The organism is Mesorhizobium sp. 01N446 (assembly GCF_056399285.1).
The window spans coordinates 261,556-284,646 of record NZ_JBFTRA010000003.1 but is presented as its reverse complement, the minus strand read 5'-3'; the positions used below and the strand labels follow the sequence as shown (position 1 = coordinate 284,646).

Annotated in this window: 22 protein-coding genes and 1 riboswitch; of the genes, 15 read left to right on the top strand and 7 right to left on the bottom strand. The window is 64.5% G+C overall.

Annotated elements, in window-relative coordinates:
* Positions 1-18 precede the first annotated feature (18 nt).
* The 11 genes from AC1DPX_RS15625 to AC1DPX_RS15575 all read left to right on the top strand — a co-directional run bounded on the left by AC1DPX_RS15625 (position 19) and on the right by AC1DPX_RS15575 (position 12,885).
* Positions 19-993: a sugar-binding transcriptional regulator gene (locus tag AC1DPX_RS15625; RefSeq protein ID WP_095198847.1), complete on the top strand. Its 975-nt coding sequence runs from the start codon at positions 19-21 to the stop codon at positions 991-993.
* A gap of 45 nt (positions 994-1,038) precedes the next feature.
* Positions 1,039-2,484: an ABC transporter substrate-binding protein gene (locus AC1DPX_RS15620; RefSeq protein WP_096455654.1), complete on the top strand. Its 1,446-nt coding sequence runs from the start codon at positions 1,039-1,041 to the stop codon at positions 2,482-2,484.
* A 158-nt stretch (positions 2,485-2,642) separates the two neighbouring features.
* A complete protein-coding gene (locus tag AC1DPX_RS15615) occupies positions 2,643-3,566 on the top strand; it encodes a carbohydrate ABC transporter permease (RefSeq protein ID WP_023777019.1) in 924 nt (307 codons plus the stop codon).
* Between the two features lie 9 nt (positions 3,567-3,575).
* Complete coding sequence (locus AC1DPX_RS15610; RefSeq protein WP_477237863.1) at positions 3,576-4,433, top strand: carbohydrate ABC transporter permease; 858 nt, start codon at positions 3,576-3,578, stop codon at positions 4,431-4,433.
* Between the two features lie 2 nt (positions 4,434-4,435).
* Complete coding sequence (locus AC1DPX_RS15605) at positions 4,436-5,554, top strand: ABC transporter ATP-binding protein (RefSeq protein WP_202355459.1); 1,119 nt, start codon at positions 4,436-4,438, stop codon at positions 5,552-5,554.
* Positions 5,551-6,675, top strand: a complete 1,125-nt coding sequence (locus AC1DPX_RS15600; protein WP_477237861.1) for an ABC transporter ATP-binding protein — start codon at positions 5,551-5,553, stop codon at positions 6,673-6,675. The genes AC1DPX_RS15605 and AC1DPX_RS15600 overlap by 4 nt, the downstream gene beginning before the upstream one ends.
* Entirely contained in the window at positions 6,675-8,228 is a 1,554-nt protein-coding gene (locus tag AC1DPX_RS15595) for an FGGY family carbohydrate kinase (protein WP_477237859.1), read from the top strand. The genes AC1DPX_RS15600 and AC1DPX_RS15595 overlap by 1 nt, the downstream gene beginning before the upstream one ends.
* A gap of 10 nt (positions 8,229-8,238) precedes the next feature.
* Complete coding sequence (locus AC1DPX_RS15590; protein ID WP_477237857.1) at positions 8,239-9,279, top strand: 2-hydroxyacid dehydrogenase; 1,041 nt, start codon at positions 8,239-8,241, stop codon at positions 9,277-9,279.
* 45 nt (positions 9,280-9,324) lie between these two features.
* On the top strand, positions 9,325-10,842 hold the full coding sequence (locus tag AC1DPX_RS15585; RefSeq protein ID WP_477237855.1) for a glycerol-3-phosphate dehydrogenase: 1,518 nt from the start codon (positions 9,325-9,327) through the stop codon (positions 10,840-10,842).
* Entirely contained in the window at positions 10,812-11,900 is a 1,089-nt protein-coding gene (locus AC1DPX_RS15580; protein ID WP_477237853.1) for a class II aldolase/adducin family protein, read from the top strand. The genes AC1DPX_RS15585 and AC1DPX_RS15580 overlap by 31 nt, the downstream gene beginning before the upstream one ends.
* A 46-nt stretch (positions 11,901-11,946) precedes the next feature.
* Positions 11,947-12,885 (top strand): sugar phosphate isomerase/epimerase family protein, encoded by a 939-nt coding sequence (locus AC1DPX_RS15575; RefSeq protein ID WP_477237851.1) that lies wholly within the window; start codon positions 11,947-11,949, stop codon positions 12,883-12,885.
* 65 nt (positions 12,886-12,950) lie between these two features.
* Here AC1DPX_RS15575 and fba read toward each other — a convergent pair whose 3' ends face one another.
* Positions 12,951-14,015, bottom strand: a complete 1,065-nt coding sequence (fba, locus tag AC1DPX_RS15570) for a class II fructose-bisphosphate aldolase (protein ID WP_477237849.1) — start codon at positions 14,013-14,015, stop codon at positions 12,951-12,953.
* Positions 14,016-14,290: 275 nt separating this feature from the next.
* Between fba and AC1DPX_RS15565 the strand changes: the two genes are divergently transcribed.
* The 3 genes from AC1DPX_RS15565 to derI are packed head-to-tail and all read left to right on the top strand — an operon-like array spanning position 14,291 to position 16,337.
* Positions 14,291-15,061, top strand: coding sequence for a DeoR/GlpR family DNA-binding transcription regulator (locus tag AC1DPX_RS15565; RefSeq protein WP_202355452.1), 771 nt, complete (start codon positions 14,291-14,293; stop codon positions 15,059-15,061).
* Between the two features lie 48 nt (positions 15,062-15,109).
* Positions 15,110-15,868 (top strand): triose-phosphate isomerase, encoded by a 759-nt coding sequence (locus AC1DPX_RS15560; RefSeq protein ID WP_477237847.1) that lies wholly within the window; start codon positions 15,110-15,112, stop codon positions 15,866-15,868.
* Between the two features lie 28 nt (positions 15,869-15,896).
* Positions 15,897-16,337 carry a D-erythrulose-4-phosphate isomerase gene (gene derI, locus AC1DPX_RS15555; RefSeq protein ID WP_202355450.1) on the top strand — a complete coding sequence of 147 codons (441 nt, stop codon included), beginning with the start codon at positions 15,897-15,899 and terminating at the stop codon, positions 16,335-16,337.
* On the opposite strand, the gene dhaL is transcribed toward derI, so the two are convergent.
* From dhaL to AC1DPX_RS15535, 4 genes are all read right to left on the bottom strand, one after another.
* The gene (gene dhaL / locus AC1DPX_RS15550; RefSeq protein ID WP_477237845.1) at positions 16,334-16,969 is read right to left on the bottom strand and encodes a dihydroxyacetone kinase subunit DhaL; all 636 of its coding nucleotides are present in this window, start codon (positions 16,967-16,969) and stop codon (positions 16,334-16,336) included. The two genes, derI and dhaL, sit on opposite strands and share 4 nt — an antisense overlap.
* Before the next feature lie 15 nt (positions 16,970-16,984).
* A complete protein-coding gene (locus tag AC1DPX_RS15545) occupies positions 16,985-17,998 on the bottom strand; it encodes a dihydroxyacetone kinase subunit DhaK (protein WP_477237844.1) in 1,014 nt (337 codons plus the stop codon).
* Positions 17,999-18,067: 69 nt separating this feature from the next.
* Entirely contained in the window at positions 18,068-18,541 is a 474-nt protein-coding gene (locus tag AC1DPX_RS15540) for a 6,7-dimethyl-8-ribityllumazine synthase (RefSeq protein ID WP_202355447.1), read from the bottom strand.
* Between the two features lie 78 nt (positions 18,542-18,619).
* Positions 18,620-18,762: riboswitch (FMN riboswitch) on the bottom strand.
* Positions 18,763-18,863: 101 nt separating this feature from the next.
* Positions 18,864-20,039 carry an MFS transporter gene (locus AC1DPX_RS15535; RefSeq protein ID WP_477237842.1) on the bottom strand — a complete coding sequence of 392 codons (1,176 nt, stop codon included), beginning with the start codon at positions 20,037-20,039 and terminating at the stop codon, positions 18,864-18,866.
* A 48-nt stretch (positions 20,040-20,087) separates the two neighbouring features.
* Here AC1DPX_RS15535 and AC1DPX_RS15530 point away from each other — a divergent pair, with 48 nt between their 5' ends.
* Complete coding sequence (locus tag AC1DPX_RS15530) at positions 20,088-20,627, top strand: Lrp/AsnC family transcriptional regulator (protein ID WP_202355445.1); 540 nt, start codon at positions 20,088-20,090, stop codon at positions 20,625-20,627.
* Positions 20,628-20,639: 12 nt separating this feature from the next.
* On the opposite strand, the gene mtnA is transcribed toward AC1DPX_RS15530, so the two are convergent.
* Positions 20,640-21,734 (bottom strand): S-methyl-5-thioribose-1-phosphate isomerase, encoded by a 1,095-nt coding sequence (gene mtnA / locus AC1DPX_RS15525; protein WP_477237840.1) that lies wholly within the window; start codon positions 21,732-21,734, stop codon positions 20,640-20,642.
* Positions 21,731-23,002 (bottom strand): S-methyl-5-thioribose kinase, encoded by a 1,272-nt coding sequence (mtnK, locus tag AC1DPX_RS15520; RefSeq protein ID WP_477237837.1) that lies wholly within the window; start codon positions 23,000-23,002, stop codon positions 21,731-21,733. Before mtnK ends, mtnA begins: the two co-directional genes overlap by 4 nt.
* Positions 23,003-23,091 lie beyond the last annotated feature (89 nt).

Here is a 23,091-nt window from a genome sequence, read left to right as displayed (position 1 = left end):
AAATATCAAAGGGTGGAAATGGTAGGGTTCGGCAACGGTCTCCTGCGCGACGACGAAACCAGCATGGCGACGCGTGCCGCCTGGCTTCATTATGCCGGCGGCCTGACCCAGTCCGAGGTCGCCAAGCGGCTGGGGCTGACCAGCCTCAAGGCCCACCGCCTCATCACCAAGGCCAATCAGGAAGGGCTGGTGAAGGTCTATATCGACGGCGAAGTCTCCGAATGCGTCGAGCTCGAGGACGAACTGTCCCGCCGCTATGGCCTCGACTATTGCGAGGTGGTTCCGGACTTCGATTCCGAGGATCTGCCGCTCAAGGCGCTCGGCATTGCCGGCGCGCAGTTCCTCAAGCGCGAGATCGAGCGCGGCGAGGAGGCGCTGATCGGTGTCGGCCATGGCCGCACGCTTGCCGCTTGCGTCGAATATCTGCCGCGCACCTCGACCGACAAGATCCGCTTCGTCTCGCTGCTTGGCGGCCTGACGCGCAAATTCTCGGCCAACCCGCACGATGTCATTCACCGGCTCGCCGAACGCACCGGCGCCGAAGCCTATGTCATGCCGGTGCCGATGTTCGCCAACACGGCGGAGGACCGCACCGTCCTGCTCGGCCAGAAGGGCATCAGCGAGGTTTTCGATCTCGCGCGCTCCGCAGACCTGTTGTTTGCCGGTATCGGCACCGCCGAACGCGAGGCGTCGCTGGTTGCCACCGGCATGATCGAAAAGGGCGAGATGGAGGAGATCCGCCGCAACGGAGGCGTCGGCGAATTGCTCGGCCATTTCTTCGACGAGGCCGGCAAGGCGGTGGCGACGACCGTTTCCGACCGGGCGCTGGCCTTGACGCGTGAGGACATTGCCAGCCGCCGGATCGTCGCCGTCGCCGGCGGCAAGATCAAGGTTCGCGCCATCAAGTCGGTGCTGGAGGGCCGCTATCTCAAGGGCCTGATAACAGACGAGCGGACGGCGCGATCGCTCGTGGAAGAGACGCCGGTCGGGTAGCCGGCAACGTTTTAGTTGAAACTACCCTGTGGAGGAGAAGACGAAATGCATGAGAAAGAGAAAGACCTCATTGACGCCTTCCTGCGCGGACAAGTTGACCGTCGCGGGCTGATCAAGGGCCTCGGTGCCATGGGCCTTGCCGCCGGCACAGCCGGCACGCTGCTCAATCTGGGGCAGACCCGCGCGCTCGCCGCGGACTTCGACTGGCAGGCGCACAAGGGCAAGACCATCAAGCTCCTGCTCAACAAGCATCCCTATGCCGATGCGATGATCGCCGATCTGGAAAACTTCAAGAAGCTGACGGGCATGAATGTCGTCTATGACGTGTTCCCGGAAGACGTCTATTTCGACAAGGTCACGGCGGCCCTTTCGGCAAGCTCGCCAGAATACGACGCGTTCATGACCGGCGCCTACATGACCTGGACCTATGGTCCCGCCGGCTGGATCACCGACCTCAACGAATGGATCAAGGATCCGGCCAAGACCAACCCGAACTATGCCTGGGACGACTTCCTGCCGGGCGTGAAGAATTCCTGTGCCTGGAATGGCAAGCCGGGCGGCGCGCTGGGTTCGGAAGATGCCAAGCAGTGGTGCATTCCGTGGGGCTTCGAACAGAACAACATCACCTACAACAAGGCGATGTTCGACAAGGCCGGCGTCACCATTCCTGGCAACATGGATGAGATGGTTGCTGCCGCGGCCAAGCTCACCAAGGATGTCGGTGGCGGCGTCTACGGCATTGGCGTGCGTGGCTCGCGCTCCTGGGCGACGATCCATCCCGGCTTCCTGTCGGCCTACGCCAATTTCGACCAGAAGGACCTCAACGTGTCGGCCGACGGTAAATTGTCGGCCGCCATGAACACCGCCGAATCCAAGGCCTTCCACAAGCAGTGGGTGCAGATGATCCAGGAGAGCGGCCCCAAGGACTGGTCGACCTATACCTGGTATCAGGTTGGTACCGATCTCGGCGCCGGCGCCTCGGCGATGATCTTCGACGCCGATATCCTCGGCTACTTCATGAATGGCGGCGACAACAAGATGGCCGGCAAGCTCGCCTTCGCGAGCTTCAAGGCCAACCCCGCTGCCAAGGCGGCGACACCCAACATCTGGATCTGGTCGCTGGCGATGTCCAATTTCTCCAAGGACAAGGACGCCACCTGGTACTTCATGCAATGGGCCTCCGGGCCGGAGCATGGGCTGTTCGGTGCGACCAAGATGGACTTCGTCAATCCGGTCCGCCAGTCGGTCTGGAAGGACGAGATGTTCCGCGAAAAGCTGAACAAGAGCTATCCCGGTTATGTCGAGATGTTCGACGCCTCGGCGCCCGGCGCCTCGATCAAGTTCACGGCGCAGCCGCTGTTCTTCGACCTCACCACCGAATGGGCGGCGACGCTGCAGAAGATGGTGGCCAAGGAAGTGCCGGTCGACGAAGGCCTCGACAAGCTTGCCGAGAGCATCAACGGACAGCTCAAGGAAGCCGGTCTCGGTTAAGTCGCAACGGGGCCGGCCTGCCTGGCGGGCCGGCCCTCGTCACACCTTTCACGTTTGCGATGCGGGTGCCGGAAGGCGACCGCTATTTCGCCCGACCGGTCGCCTTGCTCCCTTGGGCGGCCGGCAGGGCGAAGCGACAGCGACAACGGAGCAACTCGATGACTGCGGTGGTATCGCAAAGGCCCAAGCCATCCGGCTTCAGGATCAGCAAGAGGGTGCTGCCCTATGTGCTCAGCCTGCCGGCCTTGCTCGTCTGCATCGGCATCCTGATCCCGTTCCTGACCTCGGTCGTCTATTCCTTCCAGCGCTACCGGCTGAGCCAACCCTGGGCGCGGCAGTTCAACTGGGGCGACAACTACATCTCCTTCTTCACCGACCCGAAATTCTGGAATACGCTCAAGGTGTCGCTGCTTTATGCCGGCACCACCGTCGTGCTGGAACTGCTTCTCGGCCTCGCCATCGCCTTGCTGCTGCAGAAGCGCTCGACGCTGAACAATTTCATCTCGATCATGCTGTTGATGCCGTTGATGACGGCGCCCGCGCTTGCGGCGCTCATGTGGAAACTGATGACCAATCCCGGCTTCGGCGTGCTGAGCTATCTTGCCAGCCTGATCGGGCTCCAGGATTTCCGCTGGGCGTCGTCGCCCTCGACGGCGCTGTTCACCGTCGTGCTCGTCGACATCTGGGTCTACACGCCCTTCATCATGATCTTGCTGCTCGCCGGACTGCGCAGCCTGCCGACGCAGCCCTTCGAGGCGGCCGCACTCGATGGCGTGCCGCGAAGCTTCGTCTTCTTCCGCATCACGCTGCCGATGCTGACGCCCTACATCCTGACGGCGACTTTGTTCCGCCTGCTGGATTCCATCCAGCAGTTCGACATCATCTATGCGATGACCCAAGGCGGGCCGGGCGATACGCTGACCGTCTTCCAGGTCGAGGCCTATCTCAACTTCTTCCAGTCGACCAATGTCGGCCGCTCGGCGGCGCTGATGATCATCCTGTGGGCGATCACCTATTTTCTCTCCAACATCTTCATCAAGAACTGGCTCAGGCTGCGCGAACGCGCCCGTGGCCAGGCATAGGAGGCCGGGATGGAACACACATCCTTGCTCGAACGCATCCTGCGCGGCGCAGCCCTGACGCTGGTCGTGATCTTCTTCATGTTCCCGATCGTCTGGATCTTCATGATGTCGTTCCAGACCAATGAGACCATCCTGCGCATTCCGCCGCAGCTGATCTTCGAGCCGACGCTTGCCAACTACACGGCGCTGATCACCGGCAAGCTGATGACCGCCGCCGGCACGCTCGACATCGCCTTCATGCGCAATCTCGGGAATTCGGTGTTCCTGTCGGTGACTTCGGTGGCGGTCTCGCTGCTGCTCGGCGTCCCGGCGGCCTATGCCTTCGCGCGGCACAAATTCCGCGGCTCCGAGGACATCGCCTTCACGCTGCTGTCCTTCAAGTTCGCGCCGGCGCTGCTGGTGCTGCTGCCGCTCACCCTCTATTTCCAGAAGCTCGGGCTCGCCAACACCTATATCGGCCTGATCTGGGTCTACCAGCTGATCTGCCTGCCGCTGATCCTGTGGATCGTGCGCGGCTATTTCGAGGATATCCCGGCCGACATCGAATATGCCTACCGCATTGGCGGCCATTCCTGGTTCGCGACCTTCCGCAAGATCGCGCTGCCGCTCGCCGGCCCCGGCATCGCCGCCGCCGGCCTGCTCGCCTTCATCTTCGCCTGGAACAATTTCGTTTTCGCCCTGGTGCTGGCCTCGGCCGACAAGCAGCCGGTGACGGTCGGCGCGCTCGCCTTCATTACCTCCTCGGGCATCCAGTACGGCCAGATCTCGGCGGCCATCGTGCTCTCGATCACGCCGACGCTGGCGCTCGCCCTCTATGCGCAGCGCTATCTCGTCGAAGGCCTCTCGCTTGGCGCGGTGAAAGGATAGACATGGCCAGCCTCGAACTCAAAAACATCGTCAAGCGCTACAAGAGCCAGACCGTCCTCGACAATCTGTCCTTGACGGTCGCCGATGGCGAAACCCTCGTTCTGTTCGGTCCGTCCGGCGCCGGCAAGACGGTGCTGCTCAGGCTGGTCGCCGGCGTCATCGATCCGGATGAAGGCAAGATCTTCATCGGCGGCGACGACATGACCGATGTCGATGCGGAGTTCCGTGGCGTCGGCATGGCCTTCCAGAATTTCGCGCTGTTTCCGCATATGACCGCCTTCGACAATATCGCCACGCCGCTGGAGGCCAAGCGTTCCTCGCCGGGCGCGATCAAGGCCGGCGTAGAGAGCGTCGCCAAGCTGCTGAAGATCGCCCATGTGCTCTCGCACAAGCCGCGCGCGCTCTCCAACGGCCAGAAGCAGCGTACAGCACTTGCGCGCGCGCTGGTCGGCTCGCCGCCGCTTCTGCTGCTCGACGATCCCTTGCGCAATGTCGACGCCAAGCTGCGCTTCGAGATGCGGCTCGAACTGCCGCGTCTGCTCGCCGATCGCGGCGCCACCGTCGTCTACGTCACCCAGGACTACAAGGAAGCTATGGCGCTCGGCGATCGCATCGCCGTCATGTCGCAAGGCGTCATAAGACAGCTCGGCACGCCAGAGCAGATCTATCGCGAGCCGGCCAATATCGAGATCGCAAGGCTGTTCGGCGACCCCACCATCAACCTGCTCGACGTCAAGCCTGCGCGGGATAGCAGGGGGATTTATGTCGGCCTGTCGAATGTCCAGGTCCATCTCGCCGGTGCCCATGAGACGGCCGTCGGCCGCGATTGCGTGATCGGCCTGCGGCCCGAAGCGTTGAGCTTCGTCGAGGAAGGCGTGCCCGGCGCCATTCCGGTGACGGTCGAGGCCGAAACGCCGCTCAACGAAAAGATCGTCACGCTGGTGCGCACCGTGCGCGGCCGCGAAATCCTGGTCTCGCGCCCGGCCGGAACACCGGGCCGCAGCGAGGGCAAGGCCCATATCGCCGTCGACGGCAAGAGCGCCTTGCTGTTCGATCACGCCAGCGGCGACCGCATCGGTTCGAAGAACGTCGTCGCCTTGCGCAATGGAGAAGCGGCATGAGCCAAAGCGCACTCACCATATCCGGTGTCGACAAGTTCTATGGCCCGATCGATCGCGGCGTCCACGCGGTCAAGAACCTGACCATGGAAATCACCAAGGGCGAGATCGTCGCCCTGCTTGGTTCGTCCGGCTGCGGCAAGACCTCGACGCTGCGCATGATTGCTGGTTTCGAAGAGGTCTCGCGCGGCGCTATCTCGGTCGGCGGCCGCCAGGTTCACACGCTGCCGCCGGTCAGGCGCAATGTGGCGATGGCCTTCGAGGGCTATTCGCTTTACCCGCCGCTGACCGTGCGTGAGAACATGGCCTTCGCGCTCAAGGCGGCAAGGCTGCCGAAGAGCGAGGTCGACGCCAAGGTCGCCAGCATCGCCAAGTTGCTCGAGATCGAAGATATATTGGAGCGTTATCCCAGCTCCATCTCGGGCGGCCAGCAGCAGCGCGCCAGCCTTGGCCGGGCGCTGATCCGCGAGGCCGATTTGCATCTGCTGGACGAGCCGATGGGGCAGCTCGAACCGCAGCTGCGCGCCGTGCTGCGCGGCCGCATCAAGCATTTCATCAAGGAGCGCGGCCTGACCGCGATCCTGGTCACCCACGACCAGACCGAGGCCAACGCGCTTGCGGACCGCATCGCGGTGATGGAAGGCGGCGTGCTGCAGCAGTTCGACACGCCGGACCGGATCAAGGAGCGCCCGGCGAACCTGTTCACCGGCACCTTCGTCGGCGAGCCGCCGATGAATGTCTTCGAGGCCTATGTCGGCGCGAACGCAGGCCGCATCAATCTCAAGCTGCCCGACGGCCTGTCGCTTGATTACGACAAGGGCGCCTTCAGCGCGCCGGTTCGTGACCAACTGCTCAGCCGCGAGCGGGTCGTCATCGGTATCAGGCCCTATGCGGTCCGGCGATCGAAGGAGGGTGTTCCCGCCAGGGTTTCGGCCAACCAATGGCTCGGCGACCAGACCCATATCGCTGCGGACTTCGCCGGCGGTTCGCTGGTCCTGGTCGAACATGACCGCACCCGCCTCGATCTCGGTGCGCCGATCAATGTCAGCATCGATCCGAAAAACCTGCATGTCTTCGACCAGGCCAGCGGCAAGGCGATCTCGCACGGCATGGAGCTCGCCTGATGCGTGACATACTGATCGGCATCGATGCCGGAACCTCCGTCATCAAATCCATCGCCTTCGACATAAAGGGCCGGCAGATTGCCGCCGCGGCTCTCCCGAACCATTATGAGACGCTGCCGGGCGGCGGCGCCGAACAGGATCTGGCGCGCACATGGAGCGATGCCGCCACGACCCTGCGCCAGCTTGCCGACAAGGTGCCCGATCTCGCCAGCCGGACGGTGGCGATCGCGGTCACCGGGCAAGGAGACGGCACCTGGCTGATCGACGCCAAGGGTGAGCCGGTGGCCAAGGGCTGGCTCTGGCTCGACGCGCGCGCGGCCGGCGTCGTCGAGGAGATCCGTGCGCGGCCCGAGGACCGGCTCCGCTTCGAAAAGACCGGCAGCGGCCTCGCCGCCTGCCAGCAGGGTTCGCAATTCGTCTTCATGAAGCGCGCCATGCCCGCAATGCTCGGCAAGGCGGCAACCGCCTTCCACTGCAAGGACTGGCTCTATTTCAAGCTCACCGGTGAACGCGCCACCGATCCGTCCGAGGGCACCTTCACCTTCGGCGATTTCCACACCCGCGACTATAGCGACGAGGTGCTCGACGTGCTCGGCGTCACCGATCTCCGGCACTTGCTGCCGCCGATCGTCGACGGCACCAGACACAGCACCGGTCTGTCGCAGGCGGCGGCCGACGCCACCGGCATGCTGGCCGGCACGCCGGTCGTACTCGGTTATGTCGACGTCGTCTGCACCGCGCTCGGCGCCGGCCTGCTCGATCGCCAGCGCAAGCCCGGCTGCTCGATCATCGGCTCCACCGGGATGCACATGCGGCTCGCTGAGACTCCCGACGACGTGCAGCTCAACGAAGCGGCGACCGGTTATACGATGGCCATGCCGGCGCCCGGCGTGTTCGCGCAGATGCAGTCCAACATGGCGGCGACGCTCAACATCGACTGGGTGCTGGGGCTCGCGTCAGGTATCCTCGCCTCGCAAGGCATCACACGCAGCAATGGCGAGATGATCGCGCTGGTCGATGCCTGGATCGCGGCCGCGCAGCCCGCCTCGCTGCTCTATCAGCCCTATGTGTCGGAAGCGGGTGAGCGGGGGCCGTTCGTCGATGCCAATGCCAGGGCCGGCTTCGTCGGCATTTCCTCGCGGCACGGCTATGCTGACCTTGTCCGCGCCGTCTTCGAGGGCCTGGCGTTCGCCGCGCGCGATTGCTACGCGGCGATGGGACCGTTGCCGCGCGAAGTCCGCCTGACCGGCGGCGCCGCCAGAAGCCCGGCGCTGCGCAAGATCCTGGGTGCGGCGCTGGGTGCTGACATTCGCACCAGCGCGCGCGAGGAGGCAGGCGCGGCGGGCGCGGCGATGATCGCCGCGGTCAGCGTCGGCCTTTACAAATCAATGGACGAATGCGTCGGCGAATGGGTGACGCCGTTGCTCGGCGAGGCCGAGCCGAGCGACCGCAGCCTCGCCGCGATATACGACAAGATGACCCCGTCCTACATGCTGGCACACCAGGCGCTGCGGCCGGTCTGGCGCGCAATGGCGGCATCGCAGGCAAGTTGAGAAGTTGAGTATGGGTAGGAAAATAGCGATCATTGGCGACAACTTCATGCTCCCGCAGGTGTTCCGCGCCGAAATCGAGAAGGTTGCCACTGGCGACTTCGACATCAGGACATTGCAGACGGCATGGCCCGACGAGCCGATGGAATTCGGCAATCCGGCGTTGGGGCTCGACAAGGTCAAGGAGTATTTCGGCCATCCCGACGAAGTCGTCGATTTCATCGGCGACGCCGAAATCCTTGTCACCCAGTTGGCGCCCCTGTCGGAGGCCATGATGCGGCGCCTGCCTGATCTCAAGCTGGTCGCGGTTTCGCGTGGCGGCCCGATCAACATCGATATGCCCGCCGCCAGGGCGCACGGCATCACCGTGGTCAACGTGCCCGGCCGCAACGCCACCGCCGTCGCCGAATTCACCATCGGCGCCATCCTGGCCGAGACGCGGCTGATCCGTGTCGGCCACGAGGCCTTGCGCAAGGGCGAATGGCGCGGCGACCTCTACCGTGCCGACCGCACCGGCCGCGAGCTCAGTGAAATGACCGTCGGCGTTATCGGCTATGGCAATATCGGCACGAAGGTGGTGCGCCTGCTGCGCGCCTTCGGCTGCCGCGTCCTCGTTTGCGACCCCTATGTGCAGTTGAGCGCCGAGGACCGCAATGCCGGCGTCGAACTCGTCTCGCTGGACAATCTCCTCGTCCGCTCCGACGTCGTCACGCTGCATCCCCGGGTGACCGAGGAGACGCGCGGCCTGATCGGCAAGGACACCATCGCGCGGATGAAACCGGGCGTCATTCTCATCAACACGGCGCGCGGGCCACTGGTCGACTATGACGCTCTTTACGAGGCGCTGGTTTCAGGCCAGATCGCCAGCGCCATGCTGGAGACGTTCGCGATCGAGCCGGTGCCGTCGGACTGGCCCTTGCTGCTGCTTCCCAACGTGACGCTGACGCCGCACATCGCCGGCGCTTCGGTGCGCACCGTCACCTATGCGGCCGAACAGGCCGCCGAAGAGGTGCGCCGCTACCTCGCCGGCCTCCCTCCGGTCAATCCGTGCTGAGGTGGTCGCCATGACGCATCAAACCGGCATCGAGGCCATGGCGAGATGAACGGCGGCCTTGAAATCGTCGACCTCTTCGTCATAGGCGGCGGCGTCAATGGCGCCGGCATCGCGCGCGACGCGGCGGGCCGCGGCCTTTCCGTGATCCTGTGCGAAAAGGACGATCTCGCCGAAGGCACCAGCTCTCGCTCCGGCAAGCTCGTCCATGGCGGCTTGCGCTACCTCGAATATTACGAATTCCGCCTGGTGCGCGAGGCGCTGATCGAACGCGAGGTGCTGTTGGAATCAGCACCCCACATCATCTGGCCGATGCGCTTCGTGCTGCCGCACAGCCCGGACGACCGGCCGGCCTGGCTGGTGCGGCTCGGCCTGTTCCTCTACGACCATCTCGGCGGACGCAAGCGGCTGCCGGCGACACGCACGCTCGACCTGCGCACCGCGCCGGAGGGCGCGCCGATCAAGGACGCCTTCCGGCGCGGCTTCGAATACTCCGACTGCTGGGTCGACGATGCCCGCCTCGTCGTCATCAACGCGCTCGACGCCGCCGAGCGGGGAGCAAGGGTTTTCACCCGCACCGCCTGCACCGCCGCCCGCCGCGAGAACGGCCTGTGGGTTGTCGAGATGCAGGACGGCAGGACGAGCATCAGGACGGTGGTTCGGGCGCGGGCGCTGATCAATGCCGCCGGCCCCTGGGTCAACGACATCGTCAACCGCGTTGCCGGCCAGAACTCCAGCCGCAATGTGCGCCTGGTCAAGGGTAGCCACATCGTCGTGCCGAAATTCTGGGAAGGGCGCCAAGCCTATCTCATCCAGAACAGCGACAAGCGCGTGATCTTCATCAATCCCTATCAGAACGATCTGGCGCTGATCGGCACCACCGACATTCCTTATGACGGCCGGCCCGAGGACGTGGCGGCGGATGAGAGCGAGATCGATTACCTGATCAGGGTGGTGAACCGCTATTTCAAGCACGGTTTGGCGCGCGGCGATGTCGTCTATTCCTTCTCCGGCGTCAGGCCGCTCTATGACGACAATGCCGACAACCCAAGCGCTGTGACCCGCGACTATATTTTCGAGCTCGACGCGCCGGACGCGCAGGCCCCGCTGCTCTCCGTCTTCGGCGGCAAGATCACCACTTTCCGCAAGCTGGCCGAGCATGCGCTGGACAGGATCGCGCCGTTCTTTCCCCATATGGGCAAGCCCTGGACCGCGAAGGCGCATCTGCCCGGCGGCGACATCGCCAATGCCGATTTCGAGCAATTTCTCGGCGATCTCGCAGGCGAATATCCCTGGATGCCGGCATCCCTGCTGAAGCACTACGGCCGGCTCTACGGCACCAGGACACGGGCTTTGGTTGGTGGGGCCCGTTCGCTTGATGAGCTCGGCCGCTGCTTCGGCAAGGATTTCTTCGAGCGCGAGGCCAGCTATCTCTTCGACCGGGAATGGGCGGTTACATCGGCCGACATTCTCGAGCGGCGCACCAAGCATGGCCTGCATCTGTCCGCCGAGGAGAGGGCGGCCTTCGAGCATTGGTGCGCGAACCGGCTGGCGAGGGCAGGCTGATGGCGCATTCGGGCGACAACCATCACAGCGAATTCTGCATGCTGCGTTCCTTGTCCGCCAGCATCGGCGCCGATCCGCTGCTGGTCCAGGGCGCCGGCGGCAACACCTCCATCAAGCAGGCCGGCGTGCTGTGGATAAAGGCCTCCGGCACCTGGCTGAAGAATGCGCGCGACGACGAGATCATGGTGCCGGTCGCGCTGGCGCCGTTGCTGGATGCCGTGGCGCATCGCAGCCCGGCGGCCGAGACGGCCGGGCAGTTCACGTTGGCCGACCTCAACCCCCGCCAGTTGCGGCCCTCCATCGAGACGACGGTGCACGCACTGCTGCCGCAGAAGATCGTGGTCCACGTCCATTGTGTCGAGACGATCTCGATCGCCGTGCAGGCCAATGCCGAAGCCTTGCTGGAGGAGCGCCTGCGCGGCCTCGACTGGGCCTTCGTGCCCTATCGCCGGCCTGGCCTGCCGCTGGCGCAGGCGATCGCCGAGCGGCTGAGGCCCGCGACCAATGTGCTCGTGCTTGGCAATCACGGGCTGGTGGTCGCCGCCGACACGGTCGGCGAAGCAGCCTTGCTGCTGCAACGGGTGACCGGGCTGCTCGCGCGGCCGCCGCGCCCGGCTCCAGAACCCGATCTCGACGCGCTGCTGAGGCTGGCCGCCGGCAGCGATTACCGGCTGCCGGCATCGGCGGCCGCGCATGCTGTCGCGACCGATCTCGCCAGTTGCCGCATCGCCGCCTCTGGCAGCCTCTACCCGGATCATGTGATCTTCCTTGGCGTCGGCTCGGTGATCGCCGGTCCCGGCGAGGACGCGGCGGCGGTCGTTGCCCGCACTGGAGCCACACCGACGTCCATTCTCTTTCCCGGCAAGGGCGTGGTGATGCGCCGGGACGCCAATGCCGGCGCCGAAGCGATGGCGCGCTGCCTGGCTGATGTCATCGCGCGCGTCGATGGAACGGCGCGCGTCAACTATCTCAGCCCGAATGAGAATGCCGAGCTCTTGAACTGGGACGCCGAGAAATACCGGCAGCAGCTCAACCGCGAGGGGGCGACGCTGCAATGACGGCATTCCGCTCCATCGAGCCGTGGTCACGGGAGGGATAGCGGCCTTGGCTTTCACGCTTTCCCTCAACACCAATCCGCTGGTCAATCGCTTTGCCGATCCGGACGACCTCATCGACACGATTGCTTACGACATCGGCATAAGGGACGTGCAGCTCACGCATGAGTTCGTCAATCCCGGCTGGCCCGCCGCGACGATCGTCAAATTCGTCCGCCTGTTTCGCGGCGCGCTCGCCCGCACCGGCGTGCGTGTCACCTCCGGCATGACCGGCCCCTATGGCCGGCTCAATCATTTCGGCCACCCCGATGCCGACGTGCGCCGCTACTATGTCGACTGGTTCAAGACCTTTGCCGACATTGCGGCACAGCTTGGCGCCGGCGGCATGGGCACGCAATTCGCCATCTTCACCCATCGTGACTTTGACGACCTCGAGCGCCGCGAGCGGCTGTTCGATATCGCGCTGGACTGCTGGCGCGAGGTCGCAGAGCACGCCAGGGCGGCCGGCCTGACCTACCTGTTCTGGGAGCCGATGTCGGTCGGCCGCGAATTCGGCCACACAATCGAGAACTGCCGGCTGCTGCAAGGCGCGATCGACGCCGCCGGCATGGCCATTCCGCTGGAGATGATGGTCGACATCGACCATGGCGACGTCACCTCGAGCAATCCCGCTGACATCGATCCCTATGCCTGGGCCGAGGCCTTTCCCAGGAAATCGCCGATCATCCACATCAAGCAATCGTCGATGAACAAGGGCGGCCACTGGCCGTTCACGTCGGCCTACAACAAGGACGGCCGCATCACCCCGGAAAAGCTGCTGGAGACGGTGCGGCGCGGCGGCGGCACAGACAACGAAATCTGCCTCGAGCTATCGTTCCGTGAGCGCGAACCGGTCGACCATCAGGTCGTCGCGATGATCCGCGAGTCCGTCGACTACTGGGCGCCGTTCATCGAGACCGGCAGGTCCGGTCTTCTGCCAAAGGCCTGATAAAAACGGGCAGGGGCCGATGCGGCTCCTGCCCGTTGAACTTTTCAGATTGAAGTCGCCAGAACTCAGCCGAACTTCGGGTCGAGGCTGCCCGACTTGTAGCGCTTGGCCATTTCCGAGACCGGCAGCGGCTTGATCTTCGGCGCGTTGCCAGCGGTGCCGAACTGTTCGAAGCGCTCCTTGCAGAGCTTGCGCATCGCCGCCATGGCCGGCGTCAGATATTTGCGCGGGTCGAACTCGCTGGGGTTCTCGGTCAGCACCTTGCGGATCGCGCCGGTCAGCGCCATGCGGTTGTCGGTGTCGATGTTGATCTTGCGCACGCCATGCTTGATGCCGCGCTGGATCTCTTCCACCGGCACGCCCCAGGTCGGCTTCATCTGGCCGCCATATTTGTTGATGATCTCCTGCAATTCCTCCGGCACCGAGGACGAGCCGTGCATGACCAGATGCATGTTCGGCAGGCGGCGATGGATATCCTCGATGACGTTCATCGCCAGCACCGCGCCGTCGGGCTTGCGCGAGAATTTATAGGCGCCGTGGCTGGTGCCCATGGCCACCGCAAGCGCGTCGACATGGGTGTCCTTGACGAACTGCACCGCCTGTTCCGGATCGGTCAGAAGCTGGTCGTGGCTGATCGCGCCTTCGACGCCGTGGCCGTCTTCCTGCTCGCCGCCGCCGCTCTCCAGCGAACCGAGCACGCCGATCTCGCCTTCGACTGACACGCCGCCCCAATGCGCCATGTCGACGACGCGCTTGGTGATGCCGGAATTATAGGCGTAGTCGGCCGGCGACTTGCCGTCTTCCTTGAGCGAGCCGTCCATCATCACCGAGGTGAAGCCGTACTGGATCGCGGTGACGCAGGTGGCTTCGTTGTTGCCATGGTCGAGATGCATGCAGACCGGGATGTCGGGGTGGATCTCGACCAGCGCGTCGATCAGCTTGGCCAGCACCACGTCATTGGCATAGGCGCGCGCACCGCGGCTTGCCTGCAGGATGACTGGCGATTTGGTCTCTTCCGCCGCCTCCATGATGGCGAGGCCCTGTTCCATGTTGTTCATGTTGAAGGCCGGCACGCCATAGCCGTATTCGGCGGCGTGATCGAGCAATTGTCTCAGTGTGATGCGAGCCAACGAATAGTCTCCCGTATCTGGTTTCAAACCTGGTGGTTGCGGACTGTCCGCGCATCGTCCAGCCCACCGATGCTTCTGGCCGGATTTCCGCGCAACCGCAACCGTGACAGACCGTCCCGGCCGCAATTCTTGTTACAGCGCTGCGATCGAGGTCGACGGAATATCCCAGAGAATTATCCCATTATCACAAAATTTATGATACTTTTGCGATAGAAGCTGTTACATTCAGAAGTTGGATCAAGGAGCCACGCTTCGGCGTTTGGCGGTCAGCGGCAATGAAGAGCGACGTCAGGCGTCAAGGCATCATGGAGTTTCTGATGGACGCCGGTCAGGCCGGCGTCGACGACCTCGCCTTGCGCTTTGGCGTCTCGAAGATGACCGTGCACCGCGACCTCGACGATCTCGAGGAAAGCGGTTTCCTGCGCAAGGTGCGCGGTGGCGCCTCGATCCAGCCGAGCAGCCTGTTCGAAAGCGATTTTCGCTACCGGCAGAAGCAGGCGACGGAGGAAAAGCAGCGTCTGGCCGCGGCCGCCGTGGCCATGATCGAACCCGGCCAGACGGTGATCATCGACGACGGCTCGACGGCGGGCGGTATCGCGCGCCATCTCGCCGACCTGCGGCCGCTGACGGTGATCTCCAACAATCTGGCCGTCATCCAGGAGCTCGCCGGCGCCGGTGGCATCAACCTGATCGCGCTCGGCGGCCAATACAGCAAGAAGTTCCACGGCTTCTTCGGCCTGCTGGCCGAGGCTTCGCTCAAATCGCTGCGCGCCGACGTCGCCTTCCTGTCGTCCTCGGCCATCCATGGCGCTTCCGCCTTCCACCAGGACCAGGAGGTCGTGCAGGCCAAGCGGCTGATGATGGCGGCGGCGACCCGCAAATATCTGCTGGTCGATCATGGCAAGTTCGGCCGCACGGCGCTGCATTTTCTCACCGATCTCAGCGCATTCGACACGGTCTTCACCGGCCGCACGCCCGAGCCGGGCGTGCGCGCGGCGCTGGATGCCGCCGGCGTTTCGCTGACGGTGGTCGACAAGGGATCATGATGCCTGAAATCGGCGGACCGTGGTCAACAAAGTTAGGGAGCAGTACGCGTGGTCTACTGGGTCGGTACAAGCTGGAAGATGAACAAGACGCTCGCCGAGGCGCTGGATTTCGCGGAGCGCCTGGCCGGCTTCATTCCCGGTTTCGATGACCGCATCCAGCCCTTCGTCATCCCGCCCTTCACGGCGGTGCGCGAGGTCAAGCAGGTGCTGTCGTCGACGCGCGTCAAGGTCGGTGCCCAGAACATGCATTGGGCAGATGCCGGCGCCTGGACCGGCGAAATCTCTCCGCCAATGCTGAGGGATTGCGGGCTCGATCTGGTCGAACTCGGCCACAGCGAACGGCGCGAGCATTTTGGCGAGAACGATCGAACGGTTGGTCTGAAGACGGCGGCCGCCGTGAAGCACGGTCTGATCCCGTTGATCTGTGTCGGCGAGACGCTGGCCGAGCGCGAAAGCGGCAAGGCCGATGCCGTGCTGAGTGCCCAGGTCGAGGGCGCGCTGCAATTCCTCGAAGGCGAGGCGAGGGGCGCAAGAATCCTGTTCGCCTACGAGCCGGTCTGGGCGATCGGCGACAAGGGCGTTCCGGCCAGCGCCGATTATGCCGACAAACAGCAGGCGTTGATCAAGATGGTGGCTGGCGGCCTTCTGCCGTCGGTGCCGCCGGTGCTCTATGGCGGCAGCGTCAATCCTGGCAATGCCGCCGAACTGATTGGCCAGGCCAATATAGACGGCCTCTTCATCGGCCGCTCCGCCTGGCAGGCGGACGGTTACATCGACATTCTCAGCCGCACCTCGGCGGCGATCTGAATCATCCGAACACGAAAGGGTCAGAAGCATGAAAATAGCCATTGGAGCCGACAGCGCCGGCAAGCCGCTGCTCGATGTCATCGCCGCGCATCTCGCCACCAAATCCGGCCTGACGGTCAGCGATCTCAGCCAGGCCGGCTACTATGCCGACCTGTCGCAGAAACTCGCCCAGACCATCATCGATGGCGAGAACGATCGCGGCATCCTGTTCTGCGGCACGGGCATCGGCGTCTCGATCTCGGCCAACAAGGTGCCGGGCATCCGCGCCGCGCTCACCCATGACACCTATTCGGCCGAACGCGCGGCGAAATCCAACAACGCGCAGATCATCACCATGGGCGCCCGCGTCATCGGCCCGGAACTGGCCAAGGCGATCGTCGATACGTGGCTCGCCTCCGAGTTCGACGAACAAGGCCCCTCGGCCGGCAATGTCCAGGCGATCAACAGGCTAGACGCGGCCAAGGGCTAAGCGAGACTGTCTCGTATCGCGCCGATCACTGTGACGGCCGATGCTGCGCCCGGGTCCATGTGCCCGAGTGATCGCTCGCCGAGCCGCGAGGAGCGGCCCTTGGCGGCGATCATGTCCTTGGTCGCTTCCGCACCAGACTGGGCGGCGGCAAGGGCTGCCCCGAGGCTCTCGGCCAGGGTCTTGCCGGCGACACTGGCCGCGGCGGCCGCTTCGGCCGCCGGTTGCCAGGCATCGACCATCGTCTTTTCGCCCGGTTCCGCCTTGCCGCGATCCTTGATGCCTTGTGCCATGGCCTGGAACAGGGCGGTGAAGTCCGCGTCCGCCAGCGTCGCCTTGCCCTTGACGGCGGCGGCGGCGCGCATGAAGGCCGTGGCGTAGAGCGGGCCCGAGGACGCGCCGACGGCATTGAGGAACGATTTCGCCGCCGTGTTGAGCAGCGCCGTCGGCTCGGTCGCCGCGAGGTCGAGCGAGGCCAGCGCATCGCGCACGGCATTGAAGCCGAGCGCCATGGCAATGCCATGGTCGGCGTCGCCAATGACGCCGTCGAGCTGGCAGAGCCGGTCCTTGTCGGCCTCGACCGCTCCCGCGATCGTATCGAACATTCTTTTCAGGTCAGCGGTGTCGATGGTCACGGGAACGCTCTTTCGTCAGCCGGCACGGAACATGGCGCAGTCGCAGGGGTGGTCGAGCATGGTCTGCAATTCCGCGTCGAGATGGAAAAGCGTCACCGAGGCGCCGGCCATTTCCAGCGACGTGCAGTAATTGCCGACCCAGGTCGCGTGGATGGAAACGCCGATGTCGTCGAGCCGCTGCTTGACCCGCCGATTCATGATGTAGAGCTCCATCAGCGGCGTCGAGCCGAGCGAGTTGACCAGCACCGCGACCTTGTCGCCGCGCTTCGGCGCCATCTCGGCGAAAATCTTGTCCAGCATCTCGTCGGTGATCGCGTCGGCGGTGCCAAGCTTGCCGCGGGCGATGCCGGGCTCGCCATGGATGCCCATGCCGATCTCCATTTCGTCCGCGCCGATCTCGAAATTCGGCCGCCTCGTCTGCGGCAGCGAGCAGGGCGACAGCGCCACGCCCATGGTGAAGGTGTGGTCGTTGGCCTTGCGCGCGATGCGTTCGACCTCGTCCAGTGAGAGCATCCGGTCGCAGGCCGCACCAGCCGCCTTGAAGATGAAGAAATTGCCGGCGACGCCACGGCGCTTCTGCCGCTGGTCGCGCGGCGCCGAGGCGACGTCGTCGGTGGTCAGCACGGTGCGCACGTCGATGTCGTCCATCGCTGCCATCTCGGCCGCCATGTCGAAATTCATCACGTCGCCGGCATAGTTGCCGTACATGAACAAGACACCGGCACCGCCGCTGACCGCCTTGGCGCATTCGAGGATCGGATCGGGCGGCGGCGAGGCAAAGACGTTGCCGATGGTCGCCGCGTCCGCCAGCCCCTTGCCGACAAAGCCGAGAAAGGTCGGCTCATGGCCGGAGCCGCCGCCGATCACCAGCCCGACCTTGCCGGGCCGCGGCCCGTCGCGGGCGATGATCGAGCGCGGGCTGCCGTCCACGCTCCTGAGATGGCGAGGATGCGCGGCCAGGATCCCTTCGAGCATTTCGTCGACGGCGCGGTTGCCGTCATTGATGATCTTCTTGGTCTGCACCGGCATCCTCCCCGAACTCGGTATTTCGCAAATACTACCGGGTGTTATCGCGATTTCCACCCGGCCGGGAAGATTTCATGCCGCGATCTTTTCCCGCGCGGCGAGAATCTCCACGCAAGCCTTGGCCGCTTCCTTGCCCTTGACGGTGAAGTGCTCGAAGAAGAAGCGATGGTGCTCGGCGCTGTCGTGATAATTGTGCGGCGTCAGCACCGCCGAAAGCACCGGCACGCCGGTCGACAGCTGGACGTTCATCATGCCGTCGATAACGGCGCTGGCGACGAACTCATGCCGGTAGATGCCGCCATTGACGACGAAGGCCGTGCCGAGGATCGCGGCATAGCGGCCGGTCTCGGCCAGGGCCTTGGCGTGCAGCGGGATCTCGTAGGCGCCGGGCACGTCGAAGACATCGACGGCGAAGCGGCCGCCTCCGATCTCGGCCATCTCCGCCTCGAACGCGTTGACGCACTGATCGACGATATCCGCATGCCAGCGCGCGCGGATAACGGCGATGCGAACAGTTTCATAGTCTTTGTGGGAATGCTGATTCATGGGTCCATCCTTCCGTTTCGAACCAGAATCAGGACGCACGATACGGAAATCCGGCCCGCCGGAGCGGTCGGTTTTCCGTTTCGTTCTCTTTTATCCGGACTGTAACCGTCGGCCCCGGAATCACACCGGATCTGCTGACCTTTCCAATTGGAAAGCGCTCGCGGGCTTGGGTCGAGACCCTTACCGCCGGTGGGGACTTTCACCCCGCCCTGAGAACATTAACGCCGTTTGTATGGAGGGATGGGAGCGCTGATGTCAACCTCGCGGCGGCCAGTGGCTGGTCACGTTCCGTCGACTGGAGCAATTCCGTGGAAGAACCGCTCTACCGCGTGCGCCAGGCCGCAGCCGCTGCGGCAACCAGCATCAGCAGAGCCGCAACCATCGCGCAGATGGCGAAGCCGAAGCTGGAATAGATCGGCCCGAAGCCGGTGGTGCCGATAAAGACCGCCAGATAAGTCACCGCGCTGTTCAGGCCCATGATCGTGCCGCGCCGTGAGGGATCGAGTGCGGAGAGGCGCATCACCAAGACGTTCAATCCGAAATGATTGGCAAGTCCCCACACCGCGACCATGGCCAGCGTCAGGCCGAAACTGTCGCTGGTCGCGGCAATGGCGACATAGACGGCGGCGACGAGGAGAAAGGCGAACGGCATGACGCGACGCGCGCCCAGGCGATCGATCACGCCGTCGAGGAGTGCGGCCGTGCCGAAGCCGATGCCATAGGCAAGTGCTGCCCAGCCATTGGCGCTCACCGGTTTGCCCAGTCCGCTGTGCAGGTGGTCGCCGAGATAGCCGTAGACCCCGTAGAAGGCGGTCATGAAGGCCGCACAGGCGATGAGAAGCGGCACAATGCCGGGAATGCCGAGCGCCGCCAGCGGTGTTGGTGCCGGACCGCTCTTCCTGACATCGCTCAGCGACGTCATGGTGAGGCTGGCCAGCGCCAGCATTGCCAGCACCGCGACGGCGGCGAGGACGGCGCGCCAATGCACGAGATCGGCAAGCACGGCCGAGAGCGAAACGCCGGCCACCATGCTGAGCGTCCATCCGGTCAGTACGACGCCGATGGTGCCGCTTTCGCGGCCGGGCGGCGCGATCGCCGCCGAACTGGCATAGATCGCCGGCATGGCGACGCCGGCGGCGATGCCGGCGACGAGCTGGGCCGCGACCAGCATGATCAGGATCGGTGCGGCCGCGCTTGCGGCGAGAGCAATGGCCAGCAACAGCAATGCCCCTTGCAGCATCCGGCGGGCGCCGAGCCGGTCGATATAGCGGGCCAGGAACAGGGCGCTCGCCGAGGTGCCGAGGCCAAAGGCGGCCGCCGCGATCATGACGGTCGGGACGCTGCTTTCGAAGGACGAGGCCACGGCCGGGGCTATCGGGCCCAGGACCAGCGAATTCGAGCCGATCACGGCGATACATCCGGTCAACAGATAGGCGATTGCCGGGATCGGCGGCCTGGCATCGGCTGGCAGGGCGGTGGCTTGATTGCTGTTCGACATATCACCATAATGGCCGTATTAAATTCCGTCGCAATCGGGATTGTCGATATGGATGAAGAAACAGATGGCATTCTGCGGAACACGCCAGCGCCTCGCGACGTCGATGCAATTGACCGAAAAATATTAGGCGTTCTCGTCGACGATGCCACGGTCAGCTATGCCGAACTCGGTGATCGCGTCGGCCTTTCGCCGCCCGCGGCGCATGAACGGGTCAAGCGCCTAAGGCGCAGCGGCGCCATTCGCGCGACCTCGGCGATCATCGATCCCAAGGCGGTGAAGAAGCCGCTGCTCGCCTTCGTGCATATCGACACCAGGGGCTGGGGCAAGACCCCGGAGCTGATGGCGGTTTCGCAATATCCGGAAGTCGAGGAGATCCACACCGTCGCCGGCGACACCTGCGTGTTGCTGAAGGTCCGCACGGAAGATACGCGGGCGCTGGAAGGCCTGCTCTCGCGCCTCTACGAAACGGCTGGTGTCACCTCGACGCGCAGCTATGTGGTGCTGTCGACCTATCTCGAGCGTCCGGTGCAGCCCGGCGTTACCGACAAATGGCCGACGCCGGGTCACATGAGCAAGCCGCTCTATTAGCCGGCTCCGGCACTATCCCCTCTCGGGGAACATCGCCTTCAGGCCCTCGCGCGAGGCCTTGGCGATGCCGCGTTCGGTGATCAGTCCGGTCACCAGTCGTGCAGGGGTCACATCGAAGGCCGGGTTCGCGGCCGGCGTCGCTTCGGGCGAGATGCGCACCTGTGCGATCTCGCCGCTGGCGGTCTTGCCCCACACCAGCGAGACCTCGTCGGCCGAGCGCTGCTCGATCGGGATCTCCTGGAGCCCGTCATGCACCGTCCAGTCGATGGTCGGCGAGGGCAGCGCGACATAGAACGGCACGTCATTGTCGGCGGCGGCGAGCGCCTTCAGATAGGTGCCGATCTTGTTGCAGACATCGCCGTCGGCGGTGGTGCGGTCGGTGCCGACGATGACCATGTCGATCGCGCCGCGCTGCATCAGATGGCCGCCGGCATTGTCGACGATCAGCGTGTGCGGCACGCCGTGGCCGGCCATCTCCCAGGCGGTGAGCTGGGCGCCCTGGTTGCGCGGCCGCGTCTCGTCGACATAGACGTGGACCGGGATGCCGGCTTCGGTCGCCAGATAGATCGGCGCGGTGGCGGTGCCGTAGTCGACGGTCGCCAGCCAGCCGGCATTGCAATGGGTGAGGATATTGACCGTCTCGCCCGGTTCTTTACGCGCCGCGATCGCCTTGATGATGGCAAGGCCGTTCTCGCCGATGGCGCGGTTCAGCCCGACATCCTCGTCGGCGATCTCCCCGGCGCGCCGATAGGCGGCAGTGGCGCGCTGTTGCGGTGCAAGCGGCTTGAGGAAGCGCCGCATCTCGTCGAGCGCCCAGCGCAGGTTGATCGCCGTCGGGCGCGTCTCGTGCAGCGTTTCCCAAACGGCATCGAGCGCTGCGTCGGACGGATCGTCCGCCATCTGCATCGCGACGCCGTAGGCCGCGGTGACGCCGATCAGCGGCGCACCGCGCACCCACATGTCGCGGATGGCGGTGGCGATGCCGGCCACCGTGCGAACCGTCTCGATGCGGAAATCATGCGGCAGCCAGCGCTGGTCGATGATCTCGACCGAACGCCCGTCGTCGCTCAGCCAGATGGTGCGGTAGTGGCGGTCGCCGACGTTCAAATGCTGCTCTCCTGTTCGATCAGCGCGGCCAGGGTGTTGACCTCGTCGATGCTGTGTATCTGGCGCCGGTTGACGGCGATGTGACGGCCGAATTTGAGCGCCTTCGCCTCACAACTGGCGCGAAGCTCTTCATCGGCGATGGTCTCGAAATCGGCATTGTGGGCGAGGCCGAGGATGCGCCTGTGCACCTCGATGCCGGCAAAGCCGAGCAGATCGGTCCAGATCTGGTGCAGCACATGGTCAAGTGCCTGTTCCGCGCCCAGCCTGTCGCCCTGATCCTCGAACAGGCTTTTTTGGTACAGCATGCCGGTGCGCTCGCTGCGCCACAGATGCGAGAATTCGGCGCGGAACACCGCCCACGTCTCAGCGGTGACCCCAAGCAGATAGGTGCGCATGGCGTCGCGCTTGCCCTTCTCCTCATGTCCGCGCTGCGAGAAGAACGACATCCAGAAATTGGCCAGCAGCATGCCGACATCGAAGGCCATCGGGCCGTAGAAGGCGAACTCCGGATCGATCATCCGGGTTTCCTGGTCGGTGACCATGATCGAGCCGGAATGCAGATCGCCATGCAGCAGCGTCTCGGCATTGGCCGCGAAAATGTGCTTCAGCCGTTGCGCCTCGACCTTGAGGTCGCGGTCGGCGCGCAGTTCGGCAACGACGCTGTCGAGCTGCGGCGTATGCCGGTTCATCTTGGCGTCGAAATAGGGATCGGAAAACACCAGGTTCTCGGTGATGTCGCAAAGCTCGACATTGTCGGCGAACAGCGCCAGATCGGCCTTGCGCTCCTTGGTCACCATCGACAGGTCGGAACCGCGAAACAGGGTGCGGGCCATGAACAGGCCGATGTCCCTGGCGATGTTGGGCAACTGGCGCCCCTCGATCAGGGCGCGCCTGAGAATGACGTGCGGCGGCGCCAGATACTCCATGATGATCAGCGCCTGGCCCTCATCGAAATGATAGATCGCCGGCACGGAGCCCGGCGCGCGCGCCTCTTGCCGCGTCAGCGCGTGGTACTCGAAGAAGGAGCGTTTCAGCGGCAGCGGCCAGCTGTCGCCGACCAGGCGGACATAGGGCAGGGCCTGCTTGACCACGGCCGCGCCGCTGGCGCCTTCGACGATGAACACCAGGTTCAGATTGCCGTCGCCGACCTCGCGGACTCTCCAGTGTGTCGTGTCCCTGCCGATCTTGGCGCACAGCGCCTCATTCGTGCCGAGGCGCGTTGCAAGCGTCTCCACCGACAGTGCTTCGAACGGCAATTTCCCGGTCATTCGTGTCCCTCCCGCCTGTGCGCTCCGATCATAAGGGAGCCTTGACGGCGGGGCCAAGCTAGGAAGCGATCTGGCAATTGTCAATCGTG

Excerpts from the sequence above, each read along its gene's own strand:
- AC1DPX_RS15625 (WP_095198847.1), top strand. The coding sequence starts at position 19 with ATGGTAGGGTTCGGCAACGGTCTCCTGCGCGACGACGAAACCAGCATG.
- AC1DPX_RS15620 (WP_096455654.1), top strand. The coding sequence starts at position 1,039 with ATGCATGAGAAAGAGAAAGACCTCATTGACGCCTTCCTGCGCGGACAA.
- AC1DPX_RS15615 (WP_023777019.1), top strand. The coding sequence starts at position 2,643 with ATGACTGCGGTGGTATCGCAAAGGCCCAAGCCATCCGGCTTCAGGATC.
- AC1DPX_RS15610 (WP_477237863.1), top strand. The coding sequence starts at position 3,576 with ATGGAACACACATCCTTGCTCGAACGCATCCTGCGCGGCGCAGCCCTG.
- AC1DPX_RS15605 (WP_202355459.1), top strand. The coding sequence starts at position 4,436 with ATGGCCAGCCTCGAACTCAAAAACATCGTCAAGCGCTACAAGAGCCAG.
- AC1DPX_RS15600 (WP_477237861.1), top strand. The coding sequence starts at position 5,551 with ATGAGCCAAAGCGCACTCACCATATCCGGTGTCGACAAGTTCTATGGC.
- AC1DPX_RS15595 (WP_477237859.1), top strand. The coding sequence starts at position 6,675 with ATGCGTGACATACTGATCGGCATCGATGCCGGAACCTCCGTCATCAAA.
- AC1DPX_RS15590 (WP_477237857.1), top strand. The coding sequence starts at position 8,239 with ATGGGTAGGAAAATAGCGATCATTGGCGACAACTTCATGCTCCCGCAG.
- AC1DPX_RS15585 (WP_477237855.1), top strand. The coding sequence starts at position 9,325 with ATGAACGGCGGCCTTGAAATCGTCGACCTCTTCGTCATAGGCGGCGGC.
- AC1DPX_RS15565 (WP_202355452.1), top strand. The coding sequence starts at position 14,291 with ATGAAGAGCGACGTCAGGCGTCAAGGCATCATGGAGTTTCTGATGGAC.
- derI (WP_202355450.1), top strand. The coding sequence starts at position 15,897 with ATGAAAATAGCCATTGGAGCCGACAGCGCCGGCAAGCCGCTGCTCGAT.
- AC1DPX_RS15545 (WP_477237844.1), bottom strand. The coding sequence starts at position 17,998 with ATGCCGGTGCAGACCAAGAAGATCATCAATGACGGCAACCGCGCCGTC.
- AC1DPX_RS15540 (WP_202355447.1), bottom strand. The coding sequence starts at position 18,541 with ATGAATCAGCATTCCCACAAAGACTATGAAACTGTTCGCATCGCCGTT.
- AC1DPX_RS15535 (WP_477237842.1), bottom strand. The coding sequence starts at position 20,039 with ATGTCGAACAGCAATCAAGCCACCGCCCTGCCAGCCGATGCCAGGCCG.
- AC1DPX_RS15530 (WP_202355445.1), top strand. The coding sequence starts at position 20,088 with ATGGATGAAGAAACAGATGGCATTCTGCGGAACACGCCAGCGCCTCGC.
- mtnK (WP_477237837.1), bottom strand. The coding sequence starts at position 23,002 with ATGACCGGGAAATTGCCGTTCGAAGCACTGTCGGTGGAGACGCTTGCA.